The organism is Vreelandella xerophytica, assembly GCF_968048975.1.
Map to the genome: position 1 here is coordinate 2,212,100 of NZ_OZ309106.1, position 19,399 is coordinate 2,231,498.

22 protein-coding genes are annotated in these 19,399 nt (G+C 60.1%); 10 read left to right on the forward strand and 12 right to left on the reverse strand.

From position 1 onward, the window contains the following. The first annotated feature begins 3 nt into the window (after positions 1–3). Positions 4–747: a carboxy-S-adenosyl-L-methionine synthase CmoA gene (gene cmoA, locus ACWF8S_RS10525; RefSeq protein ID WP_447553270.1), complete on the forward strand. Its 744-nt coding sequence runs from the start codon at positions 4–6 to the stop codon at positions 745–747. A gap of 1 nt (position 748) precedes the next feature. After that, positions 749–1,759, forward strand: a complete 1,011-nt coding sequence (cmoB, locus tag ACWF8S_RS10530) for a tRNA 5-methoxyuridine(34)/uridine 5-oxyacetic acid(34) synthase CmoB (RefSeq protein WP_447553271.1) — start codon at positions 749–751, stop codon at positions 1,757–1,759. A gap of 6 nt (positions 1,760–1,765) precedes the next feature. On the opposite strand, the gene ACWF8S_RS10535 is transcribed toward cmoB, so the two are convergent. The 9 genes from ACWF8S_RS10535 to ACWF8S_RS10575 all read right to left on the reverse strand — a co-directional run bounded on the left by ACWF8S_RS10535 (position 1,766) and on the right by ACWF8S_RS10575 (position 9,567). Beyond that, positions 1,766–2,440, reverse strand: a complete 675-nt coding sequence (locus tag ACWF8S_RS10535; protein WP_447553272.1) for a zinc metallopeptidase — start codon at positions 2,438–2,440, stop codon at positions 1,766–1,768. Positions 2,441–2,514: 74 nt separating this feature from the next. Further along, a complete protein-coding gene (locus tag ACWF8S_RS10540) occupies positions 2,515–3,648 on the reverse strand; it encodes an App1 family protein (protein ID WP_447553273.1) in 1,134 nt (377 codons plus the stop codon). After that, on the reverse strand, positions 3,648–4,211 hold the full coding sequence (locus tag ACWF8S_RS10545; RefSeq protein ID WP_447553274.1) for a type 1 glutamine amidotransferase domain-containing protein: 564 nt from the start codon (positions 4,209–4,211) through the stop codon (positions 3,648–3,650). The genes ACWF8S_RS10540 and ACWF8S_RS10545 overlap by 1 nt, the downstream gene beginning before the upstream one ends. Positions 4,212–4,403: 192 nt before the next feature. After that, positions 4,404–5,837, reverse strand: a complete 1,434-nt coding sequence (cysN, locus tag ACWF8S_RS10550) for a sulfate adenylyltransferase subunit CysN (protein ID WP_447553275.1) — start codon at positions 5,835–5,837, stop codon at positions 4,404–4,406. Then, a complete protein-coding gene (gene cysD / locus ACWF8S_RS10555; RefSeq protein ID WP_447553276.1) occupies positions 5,837–6,799 on the reverse strand; it encodes a sulfate adenylyltransferase subunit CysD in 963 nt (320 codons plus the stop codon). The genes cysN and cysD overlap by 1 nt, the downstream gene beginning before the upstream one ends. 192 nt (positions 6,800–6,991) lie before the next feature. Continuing rightward, entirely contained in the window at positions 6,992–7,726 is a 735-nt protein-coding gene (locus ACWF8S_RS10560; RefSeq protein ID WP_447553277.1) for a metallophosphoesterase, read from the reverse strand. After that, on the reverse strand, positions 7,726–8,172 hold the full coding sequence (locus ACWF8S_RS10565) for a DUF1249 domain-containing protein (RefSeq protein WP_447553278.1): 447 nt from the start codon (positions 8,170–8,172) through the stop codon (positions 7,726–7,728). The genes ACWF8S_RS10560 and ACWF8S_RS10565 overlap by 1 nt, the downstream gene beginning before the upstream one ends. Further along, complete coding sequence (locus ACWF8S_RS10570; RefSeq protein ID WP_447553279.1) at positions 8,165–8,857, reverse strand: NUDIX domain-containing protein; 693 nt, start codon at positions 8,855–8,857, stop codon at positions 8,165–8,167. Before ACWF8S_RS10570 ends, ACWF8S_RS10565 begins: the two co-directional genes overlap by 8 nt. Positions 8,858–8,925: 68 nt before the next feature. Beyond that, positions 8,926–9,567: a TRAP transporter TatT component family protein gene (locus tag ACWF8S_RS10575; protein ID WP_447553280.1), complete on the reverse strand. Its 642-nt coding sequence runs from the start codon at positions 9,565–9,567 to the stop codon at positions 8,926–8,928. Positions 9,568–9,746: 179 nt separating this feature from the next. Here ACWF8S_RS10575 and greB point away from each other — a divergent pair, with 179 nt between their 5' ends. Next, a complete protein-coding gene (greB, locus tag ACWF8S_RS10580) occupies positions 9,747–10,280 on the forward strand; it encodes a transcription elongation factor GreB (protein WP_447553281.1) in 534 nt (177 codons plus the stop codon). A 46-nt stretch (positions 10,281–10,326) separates the two neighbouring features. Here the strand turns inward: greB and ACWF8S_RS10585 are convergent, their stop codons facing one another. The 3 genes from ACWF8S_RS10585 to ACWF8S_RS10595 are packed head-to-tail and all read right to left on the reverse strand — an operon-like array spanning position 10,327 to position 12,378. Next, the gene (locus ACWF8S_RS10585; protein ID WP_447553282.1) at positions 10,327–11,325 is read right to left on the reverse strand and encodes a methyltransferase; all 999 of its coding nucleotides are present in this window, start codon (positions 11,323–11,325) and stop codon (positions 10,327–10,329) included. Then, positions 11,322–12,131, reverse strand: a complete 810-nt coding sequence (locus tag ACWF8S_RS10590) for a methyltransferase domain-containing protein (RefSeq protein ID WP_447553283.1) — start codon at positions 12,129–12,131, stop codon at positions 11,322–11,324. The genes ACWF8S_RS10585 and ACWF8S_RS10590 overlap by 4 nt, the downstream gene beginning before the upstream one ends. A gap of 34 nt (positions 12,132–12,165) precedes the next feature. Then, positions 12,166–12,378 (reverse strand): hypothetical protein, encoded by a 213-nt coding sequence (locus ACWF8S_RS10595; RefSeq protein WP_447553284.1) that lies wholly within the window; start codon positions 12,376–12,378, stop codon positions 12,166–12,168. Between the two features lie 107 nt (positions 12,379–12,485). Here ACWF8S_RS10595 and ACWF8S_RS10600 point away from each other — a divergent pair, with 107 nt between their 5' ends. From ACWF8S_RS10600 to kduI, 7 genes are all read left to right on the forward strand, one after another. Then, positions 12,486–13,511, forward strand: coding sequence for a LacI family DNA-binding transcriptional regulator (locus ACWF8S_RS10600; protein WP_447553285.1), 1,026 nt, complete (start codon positions 12,486–12,488; stop codon positions 13,509–13,511). After that, a complete protein-coding gene (locus ACWF8S_RS10605) occupies positions 13,504–14,481 on the forward strand; it encodes a sugar kinase (protein WP_447553286.1) in 978 nt (325 codons plus the stop codon). Before ACWF8S_RS10600 ends, ACWF8S_RS10605 begins: the two co-directional genes overlap by 8 nt. Positions 14,482–14,537: 56 nt before the next feature. Then, positions 14,538–15,518, forward strand: a complete 981-nt coding sequence (locus tag ACWF8S_RS10610) for a 2-hydroxyacid dehydrogenase (RefSeq protein WP_447553287.1) — start codon at positions 14,538–14,540, stop codon at positions 15,516–15,518. 202 nt (positions 15,519–15,720) lie between these two features. Further along, the gene (locus ACWF8S_RS10615; protein WP_447553288.1) at positions 15,721–16,719 is read left to right on the forward strand and encodes a TRAP transporter substrate-binding protein; all 999 of its coding nucleotides are present in this window, start codon (positions 15,721–15,723) and stop codon (positions 16,717–16,719) included. After that, the gene (locus ACWF8S_RS10620) at positions 16,719–17,261 is read left to right on the forward strand and encodes a TRAP transporter small permease (protein WP_447553289.1); all 543 of its coding nucleotides are present in this window, start codon (positions 16,719–16,721) and stop codon (positions 17,259–17,261) included. Before ACWF8S_RS10615 ends, ACWF8S_RS10620 begins: the two co-directional genes overlap by 1 nt. Continuing rightward, entirely contained in the window at positions 17,258–18,532 is a 1,275-nt protein-coding gene (locus ACWF8S_RS10625) for a TRAP transporter large permease (RefSeq protein WP_447553290.1), read from the forward strand. The genes ACWF8S_RS10620 and ACWF8S_RS10625 overlap by 4 nt, the downstream gene beginning before the upstream one ends. A gap of 27 nt (positions 18,533–18,559) precedes the next feature. Continuing rightward, positions 18,560–19,390 (forward strand): 5-dehydro-4-deoxy-D-glucuronate isomerase, encoded by an 831-nt coding sequence (gene kduI, locus ACWF8S_RS10630; RefSeq protein WP_447553291.1) that lies wholly within the window; start codon positions 18,560–18,562, stop codon positions 19,388–19,390. Positions 19,391–19,399: the final 9 nt, after the last annotated feature.

The following is a 19,399-nucleotide window of genomic DNA, read 5'->3' on the forward strand; positions in this document are numbered from 1 at the left end:
CCCATGAGTAACGCATCTTACCGTGACGCTATCTTTTCGACACCCCTTGACCGGGTGGCCCGCTTCTCTTTCGATGAGCAGGTGGTGGCGTGCTTTCCCGATATGATTCGCCGCTCGGTGCCAGGATACGGCCAGATTCTCGGCATGTTGAGCCTGATCGCCCAGCGCCATCTGCGCCACGGCGCCCACGTGTTTGATCTGGGCTGCTCACTTGGCGCGTCGGGCCTGGCACTGGCCGGCGCCTTGCCTGCCAACGCATTCAGCTATACCGGTATCGATGTTTCTCCCGCCATGGTGGAAAAGGCGCGCCAGACGTTTCTGAACGAGTGCCCCGACCACGCCATGACAGTAATCGAAGACGATATTCGTACCCTCGAGTATGCGCCTTCGGGCATGATTATTCTGAACTTCACCCTGCAATTTCTGCCGCCGGCGGATCGCGACGCGCTGCTGGCGCGCCTTTATGACGCACTCGAGCCCGGCGGCGTGCTGATTCTCTCGGAAAAGACCGTTGACCCGGACGAACGCGACAACGCCTGGCGGGTCGAGCGCTATCACGACTTCAAGCGCGCCAACGGCTACTCTGATATGGAAATCAGCCAAAAGCGCACCGCACTCGAGAACGTGCTGATTCCGGACTCCCTGGACGTGCTTCATCAGCGCCTGCAAACCGCCGGTTTCCCCAGGTCGATGACCTGGTTTCAGTATCTGAACTTCGCCTCATTGATCGCGTTCAAGGAGGCTTGAGGTGCCATTACCCGAGGATCACCGAGCACTCTACCAGGCGTTTCTGGATCAGGCGGCGCTGGACGACGCGCTGCTTACCTGGCTTGCCCGCCTGCCCGAACAGCTCGCCCAGGGGCTCGATAAAAAGCGCCACGGCGACCTTTCCGCCTGGGAAAAAGCGGTCAAGAAGCTGCCGCAGTTGCCCGAGCCGCGCGAGGTATCGCTGACGAGCGACACGGTAACCGTGGACATGGCACTAAATGAGAGCCAGAGGCGCCAGTGCTTCAACCTGCTCAAAAAGCTCGCGCCCTGGCGCAAGGGGCCGTTCAACCTGGGCGGCATCGAGATCGACACCGAATGGCGCTCGGACTGGAAGTGGCAGCGCGTGGCGCCGCACCTGGCGCCCTTGAAGTATCGCAAGGTGCTCGATGTAGGCGGCGGCAGCGGCTATCACGCCTGGCGGATGGCCGGTGAAGGCGCGGCGTTCGTGCTGGTGATCGACCCCTCGCCGCGGTTTTACTGGCAGTTTCAGGCGGTGCGCCACTTTGTCGGCGATGCCGACCACTATCGCACCCACTTTCTGCCGGTGGGCATCGAGGACGTGCCGGAGAACCTGGGCTTTTTCGATACCGTGTTCTCCATGGGTGTGCTCTATCATCGCGTGTCGCCCTTCGAGCACCTTAACCAGCTCAAGGCGGCACTCGCCCCCGGCGGCGAACTGGTTCTGGAAACCCTGGTAGTGGAAGGCGACGAGCAGACGGTGTTCGTGCCTGGCGAGCGCTACGCGGCGATGCCCAACGTCTATTTCCTGCCCTCTTCCCAGGCGCTTTGCCACTGGCTGGCACGCTGTGGTTTCATCAACGTTCGCGTGGTGGATGAAGCGCCCACCACCCTGGATGAGCAGCGTTCCACCGAGTGGATGCACTACCAGTCGCTTGCAGACTTTCTCGATCCCGAGGATCGCACGCGTACGATTGAGGGCTACCCTGCGCCGCGCCGCGCAGTGGTGATCGCCGACAAGCCTGAGGGTTAGAGAGGTTTAACGGCGCAAGATCGCCAGCCACCGGCCCAGGTTCAGGATACTGGCAAGGGACGCCGCCACGTAGGTGAATGCACAGGCCGTCAGCACGTGGCGGGCGCCCTGCATGTCGTTGGGTGGCACGTAGTCCTTTAACAGTGGCAGCGCCCGGTTGAAGCTGGCGTCAAATTCCACCGGAAGTGTCACCAGATGCACCACCGCTGCGGTGCCGAAGCTGATCACGGCCACGATGATTACCACGGCGAGCCCGCCGGGCAGACGCGTAAGCAGAAACAGGAAAGGAGCAGCCATCATCAGGAGGGCACCGAGTTTTTCCGCCTTGTGAGCGACCCCTACCATTCGGCTGCGGGCAATCAGCGGCGCGTAACCCTCGAAATGCTGCAGGGCGTGGCCCACTTCGTGGGCAGCAACGGTTACGGCAGTGAGTGAGCGCCCATCGAAGTTTTCCGGCGTCAGGCGCACGGCTCGTTTCAGCGGATCATAATGATCGCCCTGCTCGCTTCGCTCGACGGTGACCCCTTCAAGGTTGAACCGGCGCAAAAGATGGCTGGCCAATTCCGCGCCGGTACCCGGGTAATCATCGCGCCCGCGGGTGTGACGCTTCAACACCCACTGCGCCCAAAGGTTGGGTAATATGAAGATGGCCAGCGCCAGCGCTATGAGAAGTACAATCATGCTCGATCACCCAGCGGGTCAAGACCACTAGTTGTACCATGCAAGCCCGCCGGGCGCACGGACCATCAGAAACGCTATACGCCCGCTTCTTCAGCTTCTTCCTTGAGGTGCTCGTTGACATCGCGCTTGACGGCTTCCAGACCACGTGGCGAGATTCGTCCCTGCTCGAAGGCGTGTTCGGCCATCAAGATACTGTCGGCGGCGAGTATCAGGTCGCAGTCGGTGCCGGCAAGTTCGTCACGAAGCCGTTCGATCGCTGCCTGACGCTTCGGGTCTTTATCCACACGGCGAATGTAGATCGCCTTGATGCGTCCCGGATAGGCTTTTACCACTTCGGTATAGACTTCCGGGTCGTGCTGGCCGCTATCGCCAATCAGTATGCAGGGCATGTTGTCGTAAAGACCCAGCATTCGGTCGATCAGATCGCGTTTGTGATCCTCAGCCTTGCGTGGCCAGGGCTTGCGCCAGGAAATTCCCCATTCGCGTAGAAACAGGATGGGTCCTACGGGAATGCGGTTTAACTGGAAGAAGGCTTCTAGCATTTCATAAATCGCCCAAGGGCCACGGGAGACGTAAAGAATGGGCCGCTCGGCCTTTTCACTCATACCGCGATAAAGCGCCTGATAGAGGGAGGCCACACCGGGAAAGGCGGTGCGTCGATGAGGTTTGCGAACGAATAGCCGATACAGCATCTTCAACTTTTCAGCTACACCGGTGAACATGACCGTATCGTCGATATCGCTGATTACCAGAAGATCCGCTTCAGGCGGCGGTACATAGACTTCCGCGCTGGTACGAATGGGTTGCTGGCCTTCGGCGCGAACCAGAATATCGGCACGGTGCCAGGAAACATCGATGGGCAGGTCGTGTTCGATAGGAAGGTGGGCATCGAAATAGCCATCCCGGTCTGTCGTCATCGACAAGGTATTGCTGCCGATGCTCAGGTCGACCTGAGCTTCCTTCAAACCCCGGCGAAAGATACGCCGGGCGACATCGGCCGTATCCCGCAACATGCCGCGTCGGGGGATGGCACGACCGAGCGCCGCCTGTCGAAATACACGCCCCATGACGAATACTTCCTTTTGCGACCCGTAGCCGCGGTAGGGATGAACCACCATCCCCCCGCGGCCACTGTCGCGCTTCATGGGCTTGGCGACAACGTGGACAAGCCGCTTGGCGAAGCTTGCCCACTGATGGTACCACGCCATTAGGCGTGCTGGCCTGAATGCTTTCCTTCTTGAATCTCTTCAAGCAGCTTGGAACAGAAGGCGTCCAGGTCTTGCGGGGTCCGGCTGGTCACCAGCGCTTCGTCGCAGACTACCGCTTCGTCTACCCAGTTGGCACCGGCGTTGCGCAGGTCCTGAGCGACGCTGTGAACCGAGGTCATCTGACGGCCTTCTACGACGCCTGCGTTGATGAGAATCCACGGGGCGTGGCAGATCGCGCCTACCGGCTTGCCCGCCTGGAAGAAGGCCTTGACGAAGCTTAGCGCGTTTTCGTTCATGCGAAGCTCGTCGGGATTGAAAAGACCGCCCGGCAGCATCAGCGCATGATAATCGGATTCGGACACATCGCTCAGTGCCTTGTCAGCCTCGTAGGTGTCGCCCCAATCGGTTTCAGCCCAGGCGCGAATGCCTTTACCGTCTGGGGTGACCACGTGAACCTCGATACCGTTTTTCTGCATCGAGGCGCGGGGAACACTCAGTTCAGACTCTTCAAAACCATCTGCGGCTAAAATCGCAACGCGTTTACCGTTCAGTGATTGACTCATCAAGCTCTCCTTTTCGTGATGAAAATGCGCACGGTAATACCGTACAACGCCTTACTAGTGTGGCTTATCTTGTACAATCGTCAAGCGTCAGCACTCAATCAGACCTGTTACCAAGCGCATTGATACTTGTACAAAAAAACCGGCCCCTGAGAAGGCCGGTCAACGTTCAGATGTCTCTTGTCAGAAGATCTGTCAGAAGAGCTTGCTGATATCCTTCGCCTGCCAGTGAGGAAAGTGCTTGCGCACCAGCGCGTTGAGGTCGCGCTCGAAAGCGGCCCAGTCGGTAGCGGCAACTTTTTCACGCGCGCTGGCGACGCCGCGAATCATTCCCGCGCCCACGGTCACGTTGGTCAGACGGTCGATGATGATGAAGCTGCCGGTACCCGGACTGCTGCGGTAGTCATCCAAGGGAACCCTGGCGGTCAGCTCCACCTCACAGCGAGCAATGGCGTTCAGCTCGAGCGAGGCTGCCGAATGCTTTTCCAGTGTATTCACATCCACTTGATAGTCGATGGTGCGCACCTCCCCGGAAAGATCCCTGGTGGCCAGCTTGAAGTCGTAGAGCTTACCTGGCACCAACGGGTCTTCGTGCATCCAGACGATATCCGCCGTGAAGGTGTTGGACAACGGTACGTCCGCCTCGGCCTGAACCAGCCAATCCCCTCGAGAAATATCGATTTCATCCTCAAGGGTGACGGTGATCGCCTGCCCCGGGTAAGCCACGCTCAGGTCGCCTTCGAAGGTAACGATTCGCTCGACTCTGGAAACCTTGCCCGACGGCAGCACCTTGATGTTCTGGCCGGGACGCAGAATGCCCGCTGCCAGCGTGCCGCAGTAGCCGCGAAAGTCCAGATTGGGCCGGTTGACGTACTGCACCGGCAGGCGAAGATCCGAGAGGTTTTGATCATGGCTCAGCTCGACGCTTTCCAGAAGCTCGATCAGGGTCTTGCCCTCGAAGCCCGCACCGAAGTACCAGGGCGTATGCTCGCTACGGTTGACGACGTTATCGCCGTCAAGCGCCGAGAGCGGCACGAAGCGGATATCCGGCGCATTCAGGTTGGTGGCGAACGCCTGGTATTCGCGCACGATCTCATTGAAGCGCTCTTGCGAGAACTCCACCAGGTCCATCTTGTTGACCGCGATCACCAGGTGCTGGATGCCGAGAAGATCGGCGATAAAGCTATGGCGCCTTGTCTGAGTCTGTACGCCGTAGCGCGCATCGATCAGGATGATCGCCAGGCTTGCGGTGGAGGCACCGGTAGCCATGTTGCGCGTGTACTGCTCATGGCCCGGGGTATCGGCGATGATGAACTTGCGCTTGTCGGTGGAGAAGAACCGGTAGGCTACATCGATGGTAATGCCCTGCTCTCGCTCGGACTGCAACCCATCGACCAGCAGCGCCAGATCCACCGTATCGCCAGTGGTGCCACTGGTCCTGGAAGCCTGGGTAATCGCCGCGAGCTGATCCTCGAAGATCATCTTGGAGTCATGCAGCAAGCGGCCGATCAGCGTCGATTTGCCGTCATCCACACTGCCGCAGGTAATGAACCGCAAAAGGTCCTTGTTCTCGTGCTCGTGCAGGTACTGCTCGATATTATCGGCGATCAAACTGGACTGGTGAGACATCAGAAGTACCCCTCGCGCTTTTTCTTCTCCATGGAGCCCACCTGGTCGCGATCGATGGCGCGACCGCTGCGCTCACTGGTGCGGGTCAAGAGCATTTCCTGGATGATCTCGGGCAGTGTGGCCGCTTCTGACTCCACCGCACCGGTCAGCGGGTAGCAGCCCAGCGTTCTAAAGCGCACCGATTTCTGCTCGGGGGTTTCACCCAGTGCCAGCGGCATGCGCTCGTCATCCACCATGATCTGCATGCCGTCGCGCTCCACCACCGGACGCTTGGCTGAATAGTAAAGCGGCACAATCGGGATCGACTCCAGATAGATGTACTGCCAGATATCCAGCTCCGTCCAGTTGGAGAGCGGAAACACGCGAATCGATTCGCCCTTGTTGACCTTGGCGTTGTAGACGTTCCAGAGCTCCGGGCGCTGGCTCTTGGGGTCCCAGCGGTGATACTTGTCGCGAAACGAGTAGACCCGCTCTTTCGCGCGCGAAGCTTCCTCATCGCGGCGCGCTCCGCCAAAGGCAGCGTCGAAACCGTACTTGTTCAGCGCTTGCTTGAGCGCCTGGGTTTTCATGATATCGGTATACTTGGCGCTACCGTGATCGAAGGGGTTGATATTGGCCGCCCGCCCCTCTTCGTTGGTGTGTACCAGAAGCTCCATACCCGCCTCGCTTGCCATGCGGTTACGAAATTCGATCATTTCACGAAATTTCCAGGTGGTATCCACATGAAGCAGCGGAAACGGCGGTGGCCCCGGATGAAACGCCTTGCGTGCCAGGTGAAGCATGACCGAGGAATCTTTACCGATGGAGTACATCATCACCGGGTTGCTGAACTCGGCGGCAACTTCACGGATGATATGGATCGACTCGGCCTCGAGCTGCTTGAGGTGCGTCAGCCGCGCCCCGTCGATCGCGATGGACGTCTCGCGCCGCTCACTGCTCGGCGGAGCTGAAAACTGGGTCATTGCCTACTCCCTCTTGAAACATCGGCCTCTTGAGGCATCGGCCTTCTCGAAACACCAGAGTGCCTGCAAACGGTGTTTGCCTGATTATCGTCAATGGAAGTAGGGTAACGTCTAAATTTAATAACTCGAAAGAATTAATAAATATTTTTTTATGATTTTAAGATCTATGCAGAACACAGGAATTAAACAAACTTAGATATCGACTCGTTCTATCCAGGTTTGCCATTCATCGCCTCGCAGCTCAACCACGCGGTACCCCGGGCGGGAGGCCTGATCGATCGCGAAATCCGGCGCTTGGGGCATGAACTGGTCCGCCATGGCCGGGCAGCCGTAGACTCCCAAGTGGGTATCACCCAGGCAATGCAGCTGGGCAAAGGCCTGGTGCGCGTGACCAAACAGCACGATCTTGACCTGAGGGTAGGCGCTGATCGACTGCCAGAAGGCGTCGCGGTCCTTGAGGCCGATCGCATCCATCCAGGCCGCCCCTACCTCGACCGGCGGGTGATGCAGGCCAATGAGCGTCGGCTTGTCGCTTTGTTCAAGGCGCTCGATGAACGCGCCTAACTGCTCGGCGCCCAGCTCTCCGAAAGGCTGGCCTTTTACCCGGGTATTCAGCAGCAGCAGACGCCACTCGCCCAGCTCGACCTCGGCCAGAAGCGGGTGGCACTCGGCCATCAGCTCAGGTTGGTCGTGGTTCCCCGGAATCCAGAACCAGGGACACGGCAAGCGCTCAAGCGCCTCACAGGCCAGCGCATAGGAGACGGCGGTCTCATCCTGGCTGATATCGCCACTGAACAGCACGATGTCCGGGCGCTCGCTGATCACCTGGTCGAGCACGCGCTCGAACTGGCGCCAGGGAACGCCGGTTCGAGAACGGGCGTTTTTATCGGCATGAAGGTGGGCGTCGGTAATCTGAATCAAACGCATCAGGGAAGCTCGGGAATATCGTAAGCATGACCGTACGCCAACCCGTGGGCCAGCCATTCGCCCAGAAAGCGGTTGAGCTGCAGCTTTTCATCGGGCTGGTGCATCTTGGCGTTGGGGTAACGGTAGCGCCCGTTGAAGTGGCGTTCGCGCTGGAAATCGGTCACCTCGGCCATACGAACATCGTGGTAAAGATGAACGCGCATCTTGGGGCCTTCCAGCACGCCATCCAGCGGCCCGCTCTGGGTGATTTCGACCATCGTGGTGTAAGGGGCCTGCTCCAGTACCTTCAGATGCAGATCACCCAGGTGCTGGTCGTCGCTGTGCAAGGCAATATCGCGCTGCTGACCCGCACTCATGTTGCCCACCAGGCGAAGCAGGCGGGCGTAGTTGGCACTGCATTCCCCTTGCAAGGATCTTAAGTCGGTGACGTAGGCGGTTCTAGCCATCTTCACTCCTTTGGAATTCGCTGGGGATGGGTACTTGATGGGGGGCGGCGCGAAGCGATGCGCGCTTGCCATCCAGCCAGTAAAGCGCAATCAAGCACATGGCATTGTCGAGCCGGCCATGAGCAAGAAGCTCCCAGGCGGTGGTAAAACTGACGACATGGACACGAATATCCTCATGCTCTTCATCGAGGCCGTGGATACCGCCTATTCCCCGGGTATCCACCAACCCGCAGAAAAGTGTCACGCGTTCATTGCAGGCCCCCGGGCTCGGATAATAGGTGTGCAGCCGGGTGAGCGCGCCGACTTCGCAGCCCGCTTCTTCAAGCGCTTCGCGCCGGGCCACCTCTTCCAGGGATTCATCCTTTTCGATCAGCCCCGCCACCAGCTCCAGCTTCCAGGGCGAACGCGGGTCGTCGATCGCGCCGGCGCGAAACTGCTCGACCAGCACCACCGCATCGCGATGAGGGTCGTACAACAGCACCCCCACCGCATCAAAGCGGCTATGAATTTCGCGGCGCATGCTCTGACTAAAGCCACCGTCAAAAAGGCGATGGCGAAGCGTCAGTTCCTCAAGGCGAAAAAAGCCCTGATACAACGTCTCACGCTTTTCAAGCGTCACGTCTGAGCGGTCGAATTCTGGAACCGCCAGTGAGGAGACAGGCGGCAAAAGGGGACTGGACGCCATAAGGCACTCCCGGTTGACACAATCGCTCTATTATCAATGCTTGGTACCGGGAATGCCAATTCGCTGGGTCAAAGGGTTTGCAAGAACCCCTCGGCTTCCCGGCGAAGCGCTTCATCGGAAAGCTGACGGTTCTCCCGGGCGGTACCGTTCACCGCGCGGCTGGCATGTTCCCGTGCTCCTTGGGCATTACCTTCTTCTTTCAGAAAGGCGGCGTAGTAGTAGTTGACATCGATGCCGTCCGGGCGAATTTCAAGGGCACGCTGGAACATGCGCTCGGCGGTATCGCTGTTGCCAAAACCAAGAGGACGACCCGGCGCCCGGTCGTAAAGCGCGCCCAGCGTCACGTAGGCCGAGCCATTGCCGCCTTGCGGGTCGAGTTGAACCGCGCGTTCGAGCACATCGCGAGCTTCCTTGGCAGTTCCCAGCGCCCCGAGCCCGCCTCGCTCGCGAGCGTAGGAGGCGAGTATGATACCTTGCCATATCAGCACATCGGCCTCGTCAGGATTTTGCTCAGCAAGCGTTTGTGCTTCACCGCTTAACGCCTGTAGCGTGCCCTGGCGCTGATTGGCCGGCAGCTCCGTTACCGTATGTTCCCAGCGATTTTTCAAAGAGAACAGCTCGTCCTGGTAGGCGCTGACTGCCAGCGGCGAGAGCGCGAGTGCTCCTGCAAGTGTCAAGGCCAGAACCCAGCGAGAAGATGGGGTGTGCATAGAAAGCTCCTTGGTTGTTTTTGTCGCCTGCTCGAAAGTTGGTGAAGGGCGGCTTGATACACTCGCCCTCCGGGATAATGTAACGAACGTTTGAATGACTCGCCAGTGGCTTGATCGTTTTGAGTCGCTCTGATGCTTTCGCGTAAGCTTGGCCCCCTAACCGCAAGGAGTGAACCACCATGAAAGGCCGCAACATGACTCGCTGGCGCGACCCGGCCAAGGACCCGCGCCAGGAACCCAAGAGCAACCTGATCACCCCTGAGGGCGCCGCCCGGTTGCGGGGCATTCTCGATCATCTCTCGAGGGTGAAGCGCCCCGCGCTTTCCACCAAGGTGGGCGAAGCGGCCGCCCTCGGTGACCGCTCCGAAAACGCCGACTACACCTACAACAAGAAAGAACTCAACCGCGTGATCGCGCGTATTCGCTACCTTACCAAGCGCCTTGACGAGCTTCAGGTGGTGAACCGGCTACCGGCGGATACCGGCAAGGTCTTTTTTGGGGCGTATGTCAGCCTGGAGGATGACGACGGCGAAACGCTCGATCTTCGCATCGTCGGCCATGACGAGATCGACCCTCAAAAGCGCTGGATCAGCATCGACGCACCCATGGCAAAAGCCTTGCTGGGCAAAGGAGTTGATGACGAGGTCACGGTGCTTACGCCCAACGGCGAGACGTTCTATACCGTGACGCGTATCGGCTACGCCGGGCTTTGATAGATCACCGGCCGCAGATAGTTTGCGCTCGCTCTAGCCACACAGATTAGCGACGCTGGCCGCGGGCCAGGTACACCCTGAAGCGCCGGTTGTCGGCAAGGGTCTCGAAGTCGTTGAAAGCCCGCTCCAATAAAGGCGGATAGGGTAGAAAAGCGTTCGCCACGAGGATCAGCTGGCCTCGGGGGGTCAGGTGCTCCAATGCCTGTTCGATCAGAGTAGCGCTTGGCCCATAGGCGATATCGCGCTCCTGGTGAAAGGGCGGGTTGCTCACGATCACATCGAAGCGCTCGCCTTCAAGCGCGGCGTAGACATCGCTCTCAAGCACCCGGGCATCCAGCTCGTTCGCCGCCAGCGTGCGCTGGCTCGCCTTGACCGCAAAGGCGCTGACGTCCACCGCGGTCACCTGATGTCCACGCCTGGCAAGCCAGGCGGTAATGATGCCGTCGCCGCAGCCCATGTCGAGCACTCGCAGCGGCGCTTTGAACGGCAGCTTTGCCAACTGCTCCAGTAAAAGCCTGGTGCCTTCGTCCACCTTGCCGTGACCAAAGACGCCGGGGTGGCTGACCAGCGTCAGATCTTCCGCCTGGAACGTCGTCCAGGCGGCGTCCGGGTTGCTTGCCGCGACGGTACGCGTGGTGAAAAGCGTACAGCGCCGGGCATTATCCAGCTTGTCGCAGCGCATGCCCTGCTCGGCCAGAAATTGCGGCACGCGCTTGATCCCGCCCTGGTGTTCACCGACGATGTCCACCGCCGTGTCTTCCGGCAGCACCTGACATAGCCACTGTAGCCACCAGATGCCCAGCTGGTGCGCCTTGGGCCAGAAAAGCACCACCTGCCCCGACGCCAGGTCGATATCGGTATCGAAGGGGCTTTGAGCTTTCTTTTGTTGGGCCTGCCAGACCGTGCGCAGCGCGACGTTGTCGCTGATCATGGTGATTGAGCGATTCAGCAACCAGGCATCCTGCGCTGGCGCGATGGGGCAAAGCTCGGCGTGCTGGTCGTAGTAACGCTCGAGAAGTTGGCAGGTGGGCAGTTGAGCACTCATGGATGGGCCTCGGGTCTGGTCAAGGTGTAAAGCAGATAGCGCCCCATGCGCCAGTGCGGATCAAAGCGGCAGTACTGCTTCTCCAGCGCCAGCAGGGTGGCCTGTTCCTCTTCATTGGCAGGGGGCGCACGTAAGTAGTCCTGAAAGATGCGGATACCGGCAACGTCTTGCAGTTCAAGCCCGCACTCCTGCGCCCAACGGACAATCTCAGCGTGGGTCACGGGTGAAATCGGCGTCAACCGCTGGCGCTTGCCCTTTCCCTCCAGCTGATCGCTCAAGGCCTTTTTTAGGTTGCCCTTCACCGCGTTGGAAAAGCGCAGCGCATCACGATTGAACACCATCAGGCTAAGCTGGCCGCCGGGCGCCAGCAGGCCGGCCAGGGTGGTTATCGCGGCGCGCGGGTCACCCAACCACTCAAGTACGGCGTGGCAGGTAATCAGCGGCCAGGGGCCGGGGGCCTCATCCACGAGTGCCTGCAAGGGCGCGTGTATGTAGCGGATCGATTCAGAAGGCAGGCCTTTTGCCTCACGGTGCCACTGCCGGGCGTAGTCGAGCATATCCGGGGAGGGCTCGGTCATGGTGACTAAATGGCCGCGCTCGGCAAACCAGGCCGTCTGTTGGCCAAGTCCGCCGCCGATATCCAGCACGGGCTGCTGATCCAGGCGCAACATTTGCGGCAGCAGGTAATCGAGCATGGCAAGGCGCAGCTCGCCGCGCGGCGCCTGGTAGAGCGAACGGGAAAACTTGTCGACCAGACCGTCAAAGTAACGATCGCCTGCACGGGTCAATTCATAAGGGGTTGGCATGCCACGGGCATCGCTTCAGGTAAAAGCGCGTAGTCTACCCTGCTCGGACGCGGAACGCTTGCCAAGGCAGGTGCTTCTGCCAGTTTTCCTGCTGCTCGAGAGCGTAGGCCAGTTGCATCAGTTGCCAGTCCTCGCCCCGGCGGCCGGCTATCTGCACGCCTGCCGGCATACCGGCAAAGAAGGCGTCGTCCGTCACCTGGCGGCTTTTCTGCCGGGCCTGGTCGCCCTCGCATGTCGAGACAACCACTCTACCACTTTGGGTGATGTTGTCTTCGCCCTTGAAAACCACTATTTTGAAAGCCTCCATGGGAACGTTCCCATCACGCTGAACATGCGCACCTGTAAAGGCACTTCATGCCCCCTACGATGCCACGTGCCACCCTGATCGAGGTGGCCAGACATGCCGACACCTCCAAGACCAGCGTGTCGCGCTATTTCGGGCCCGAGCGCAACAAGCTATCCAAGGCGCTTTGCGAGCGAATTGAAGCGTCGGCCCGGGCGCTTGGCTATCAACCCAACCAGATGGCGCGAGGGCTGAAAGGCGGCGGTTCGAAACTTCTGGGCATGCTGGTGGCGGACATCCGCAATCCGTTTTCGGTGGCGATCGCCCACGGCGTCGAGCAGGCGGCCCGCCTTCACGGCTACTCATTGATCGTGTGCAACACCGATAACGATCCCGCTCAGGAACAGCGCCACCTGGAACTTCTGGCCGGCTACCAGGTGGAGGGCTTGATCATCAACGCCGCAGGCCAACCGGAGTCGCAGCTGCTCCACATGAAGCGCAGCGGCGTACCGGTGGTTCTGCTGGATCGTGAGATCCGAAATGTCGATGATGAGGCCATTGGCCTGGATAACGCCCTGGCGATCGATATGGCGCTGGATCACCTGACCGCACGGGGGTATCGCTCGCTTTTATACGTGAGTAATGCTCCCGAAGATGCCAGCGCCCGCCGGGAGCGGCTCGCCCGCTTTGAACAGCAGTGTACCGAACGCAATCTGAAAGCCGACACTCTCACCTTGCTCGGCCAAAGCGCTATCGTGAAGGCGCTAGGCACGCTCATCGATAACCCCCAGGCGCCCTGCGCGGTGCTCTGCGCCAACGGCACCGCCACGCTCGAGGTGGCCAAAGCCGTTCAACAGCTGAATGTGCCCCTGGGCCCGCTGGGGTTGATGGGCATCGACGAACTTGACTGGTGCGCGCTGGTCGCCCCGGGCATTACCACGCTTGGCCAGCCGACCGAGGCGATCAGCCACGCCGCGGTCAATCGCCTGCTGGCACCGGAGGCCTCGCTCTGCTATCGCCACCCACCCCGTTTATTCGCCCGGGGAAGCACCGTTTTACCCGATAATCTGTTCACTTCTGGAGCTTTGCATGGCTAACCACACATCGTCACCTTCCTCCCCCCGCATTTTGACCTTTGGCGAAGCCATGGGAATGCTGGTCGCCGACACACCGGGGCCGCTTTCATCCATCGAGCATTTTCATCGCCGCCTGGCCGGAGCGGACAACAACGTTGCCATCGGCCTGGCCCGGCTTGGCTATCGGGTCGGCTGGCTGAGCCGCGTGGGTCAGGACAGTTTCGGTGACTTCATTCGCCAGACGCTCGAGGCGGAAGGCATCGACGCGCGCTACATTCACACCGACACCCAGCATCCCACCGGCTTGATGTTCAAGGAGCGCGCCGAGGGCGGCGCCGACCCGCGGGTGGAATATTTTCGCCGCGGCAGCGCCGCGAGCCACCTTGACGTCGATGACGCGCAAGACGTCGATTTCGGCGCGCTCAAACATCTTCACGCCACGGGCATTACCCCGGCGCTGTCTCAAAGCGCGCTTGAGCTGACGCGTCACTTGATGCAGAAGGCCCGCGCCGCCGGGGCAAGCGTCTCGTTTGATCCCAACCTGCGCCCTTCACTATGGCCCAGCGAAGACGCCATGCGTGATACCTTGAACGAGCTTGCCCGCCATGCGGACTGGGTATTGCCCGGCCTCTCCGAGGGCCGTTTGCTGACTGGCGAGCAGGAACCGGAAGCCATTGCCGATTTTTATCTGGCGCGCGGCGCGAAAGCCACCATCATCAAACTGGGACCCGAAGGCAGCTATTATCGGGGCCACCTGGGTGGGAAACTCGAAAGTCTGCACGTGGCGGGTCAGCCGGTGGCCAACGTCGTGGATACCGTGGGTGCCGGCGATGGCTTTGCGGTAGGCACGATCAGCGCTCTGCTGGATGGCCTGACGCCCCAGCAAGCGCTCAAGCGCGGTAATCTGGTGGGCGCCCAGGCAGTGCAGGTGGTCGGCGACATGGAGGGCCTGCCCACTCGCGAGCAGCTCCAGACGCTTGAATCCGCCTGAAACTGGATTCACCAAAAGCTAAATCCTTCTAAAACAATGCACGCCAAGGAGACAGCATGAGTAAAACCGTCATCGTTATGGGAAATCTCAGCGACGCCCAATGGGGTGAACTCGAGCAGCATTTTCACTTGATCGAGCTTGCCAAACCTCTGGATCTCGACGAGCCGAAGGTTGCAAAAGCCCTTCAGGATGCCCACGCACTCATCGGCTCGGGCCTGCCCATTACCGCCGAACTGCTCGATGCCGCGCCCAATCTTGAAGTGGTCGCCACCATTTCCGTGGGCTACGACACTATTCCGGTGGAGGAACTCACCAAGCGGGGCATTCTGCTCTGCAATACGCCGGACGTGCTGACGGAAACCACCGCCGATACCGGCTTTACGCTGCTGATGGCGACCGCCCGACGCGTGGTGGAACTGGCCACCTGGGTCAAGGCCGGTGCCTGGGAGGCAAGCATCGGCCCCGAGCTTTACGGTAGCGATGTTCACGGCAAGACGCTTGGCATGGTGGGCTTTGGGCGCATCGGCCAGGCCATTGCCCGGCGCGGCGCGCTGGGGTTTGGCATGAAGGTGCTCTACTCCAACGCCTCACCCAAGATTGATGCCGAAAAAGAGCTGGGCGCCGAGCGGCGCGAACTCGAGGCACTGCTGGCCGAGTCGGATTTCGTCTGCCTGACCGTGCCCTTGACGGAGGAGACCGAAAAGCTCATCGGCGAGAAAGAGCTTTCCCAGATGAAGCGCACGGGGATTCTGATCAATATTGCCCGGGGCAAGGTGGTGGACGAAGGCGCCTTGATCAACGCATTGGCAAGCGGTGTCATTCACGCAGCAGGCCTGGATGTGTTCGAGCAGGAGCCGCTTTCCGACATCTCGCCGCTGCCCGGCATGGCCAATGTGGTCGCCCTGCCCCACATCGGCTCGGCCACGCTTGAAACCCGCAACGCCATGGCCCAACGCGCGGTGGATAACGTGTGTCTGGCATTACAGGGCGAGCGGCCGATCAGCCTGGTGAATGAAGAGGCGTGGAAAGCGACGTAGTCCACTCATTTAGCTAGCGATCTGGATAAGCGCCTTCGGGCGCTTTTTTTATGCCTGAGGCAAGGCCAGGCCATCGACCAATGTCTCAATTGACCTCGCAACCAATACCGCTAAGCTATCCCCACATCAAATATAAAAAACACTTTTATATTTGAGAAAAGCTTTACAACAACATCACAATAACGCCATTGGAGAGTTTGTCATGCGCCTTTACCTGTCAGCCCTTGCCACGCTTGCCCTGGGAGCCAGCTTTCCGCTTCTCGCAGCGGACTACACCTTCAAGTACGCCCACTCGCAAACCGACGATGCGCCGCGCTCGGAGTCCATGCGCTTCTTCAAGGAGACGCTCGAGGAGCGCAGCGATGGACGTATCGCCGTCGAGCTCTATTTCAATGGCACGCTCGGCAAGGAAGAGGACGTTCTCCAGCAGGTCCAGATGGGTCTCATCCAGGGCTATCGCGGTGGGCTCTTCGCTCAGGCCAACCCGGCCTACCTGATCTATGCCATGCCCTTTCTCTTCGAGACGCCGGAAGAAGCCATCGAAGTGATGCAAAGCGAGCTTGGGCAGGCGATCGACACCGAGGCCCGTGCGAGTCAGTTGCATATTCCAGTGACCGGGGTGGCGGGCGGGATGCGCCAGCTCACCAACAACGTGCGCGCCGTCAACGAGGTAGCCGACCTGCGTGGCATGAAGATCCGTACGCCGCCACTTGCCCCTACCTTGCGCGCCTTCGAGACCCTGGGTGCCTCGCCCCAGCAGGTGCCTTATACCGAAACCTACATGGCTCTGCGTACCGGCGTAGTGGATGGCCAGGAGAACCCGCCCTCCAATATCGCCGACATGAAATTCTATGAGGCCCAGGAGTACCTGACGTTGCTGAACTGGCAGATCCATCCTGATCCGTTCTTCATCAGCGCGCAGTGGTACGACCAACTTCCCGAAGATCTGCAGACGCTCGTCGACGAGGTGGCCCGGGATACCATGGCGCATTCCAACGAACTCTGGCTCGCCTCCGAGGCAAACTACCTCGAAACGCTCGGCGAGCACATGGCGATCAATGAACTCCGTGACGAGGCACGTCAGGGCTTTGTCGATGCCGTAATGCCCGTCTGGGACTTTTTCGTCGAGCGTGGCGATTTTAGCCGTGAACAGCTCGATGACGTGCTGACCCAAACCGGCCACGCCGAGGAGCAGGATTGATGACACGGCCGTCGCCGTTGCAGGAAACGGCAGCCCACCCTGACCGTATGCGTGTCGTCAGGCGCTTCGCCGCCCTGATAGAGAACCTGATCGCCGCGCTGGTAGCGGCGATCTTTCTGCTCTGCTTCACGCTGGTGCTGCTGCGCTATCTCTTGGGTATCGGCTTTGCCGGCGCCGAAGAGCTGATGCGCTTTCTATTCGTCTATTCCACGGCCCTGGGCGCCTCGGCCGCCATTCTGCGCGGCGAGCACATCCGTATCGGCGTCTTCGTCGAGCGCCTGCCGCCTCGCTATTTCAAGTGGGTCGATGGTCTACGCCATTTACTGGTCATCGCGTTCAACGGCTACCTTGCCTGGCTGAGTCTCAACTGGATTGGCCAGGTAGGTCGGTTTCGCTCCGCGGTGCTCGACGTGCCCAACTGGGTGGTTCAGATCAGCGTCCCCATCGGTGCCGTTCTGGTCATCGCGTTTTCCTTGGCCGTGCTGGTCGGGGGAGAGCGCCCTTCCACCCAACACGACGACGCACAGGAGACACAGGCATGACACTGCTTCTGGTCGCGCTCTTCGCGCTTTTGCTGATCGGCGTCCCCATCGCCTATTCGCTGGGGCTTTCGGGGTTGCTCTACTTTCTTGTCCTGCAGCCCAACCTGATCGGCGTACTGCCCCAGCGTGTTCTATCAGGCATGGACACGTACACCATGATCGCCCTGCCGCTTTTCATCCTGATGGGGCTGGTCATGAACGCCTCGGGCATCACGGCTCGGCTGATCGACTTCTGCCTGATGCTCGTCGGCAGGTTCCCGGGAGGGCTGGGTCATGTCAACATCTCGACGTCGATGATCTTCGGCGGCATTTCCGGCTCCTCGGTTTCCGATACCGCCTCGGTGGGCTCGGCCATGATTCCGGAAATGGCGCGCAAGGGTTACACCATCGAGACGGCGAGCGGCATCACGGTGGCCTCCTCCACCATGGGCATGATCATTCCGCCGAGCGTGCCCATGGTCATCTATGCGGTCACCGCCCAGCAGTCCATCGGCACGATGTTCCTGGCAAGCCTCGTACCGGGTCTGTTGATCGGGGCGTTCATGATGGCGGTCATCGCCTTCATGGCGGGTCGTCACGGCTACCCACGCGCCCATGCGGGCCTGAGCGGCGCCGAGAAGCGTCTGGTCATCCAGCGTGCGGTACTTGCCTTGCTGATCCCGGTCTTCGTGGTGGGCGCGGTGGTGGGTGGTGTGGCCACGGCTACGGAATCGGCGGCGATCGGGGTCGGCTATGCCCTGTTTCTGGGACTGGTGGTCTTTCGCAGCCTGACGTTCAAGGACCTGCCTGCGCTTCTGCGCTCGGCGGTGATGACCAGCGCCACGGTCATGATCATCATCGCCATGAGCCAGCTCTATGTCTGGATTTTGACCATGGAGCAGATCCCGCAACTGCTCGCAAGCTACCTCGGCGCACTCGAACTTTCGCCTTTCATGCTGCTTCTGGTCGTGGCGATGGCCATTCTGTTCATCGGCACCTTCGTCGACGTCACCCCGGCCATTCTGCTGATCACCCCGGTCGTGCTGCCGATTCTCGTAGCTGCCGGCATCTCGCCGGTGCAGTTCGGAGTGCTCTTGATCAGCGGCCTGGCCATCGGCCTTGTGACGCCGCCGGTCGGCATGTGCCTGAACGTCTGTTCATCGATCACCGGACTTTCTATCGGCCGTATCTTCCGCGGGGCGCTGCCGTTTCTTCTGGCCAACGTCCTCGTGATGCTGCTCGTCATGAGCGTTCCCGCCATCACCCTTTGGCCACTTGCATTTTTCTCTTGATTTTTTATTGATTCAAAAGGAGCTTTCATGGATATCCGCCAAGCCGTTCACGAAGACCACTTCAAGACACTGGACACCCAGGGCCTGCGCGACAAGATGCTGGTCACCGACATCATGCGCCCGGGTACGCTTTCACTGACCTACAGCCATGTGGATCGCATCATCATCGGCGGTGCGGTCCCTACCCAGGCGCCGCTTACCCTGGGTGATGGCCAGGAACTCGGTGTGGCCTATTTTCTCGAACGCCGCGAGATGGGCGTAATCAACATCGGGGCGCCGGGACGCGTCACCGTGGATGGCGAGAGCGTCGCGCTCGGGCGCCATCATGGTCTCTACATCCCCAAGGAAAGCCGCGACGTTCGCTTTGAAAGCGACGACCCGCAGAATCCGGCACGCTTTTATATCAACTCGGTCCCGGCTCATACGCGCTATCCGCTTCGCCATATTCGTCCCGAAGATGCCTCACCGACGCGCCTGGGCGACCCGGCCACCGGTAACGTGCGCACCATCAACAAGTACCTGCACGCCGACGTTCTCGAGACCTGCCAGCTTTCCATGGGGCTTACCGAACTCGATGCGGGCAGCATGTGGAACACCATGCCTTGTCATACTCATGAACGCCGCATGGAGGTCTACTTCTACTTCAATCTGCCCAAGGACGACGTGGTCTTCCACCTGTGCGGCAAGCCCGAAGAGTCCCGCCACATCGTGGTTGCCAACGAACAGGCGGTCATTCACCCGAGCTGGTCGATTCACTGCGGCTTCGGGACCCGACGTTACACGTTCATCTGGGGCATGTGTGGTGAAAACCTCACCTACGACGACATGGATTTCATTGCCACCCAAGACCTGCGTTGAGAGGAGCTT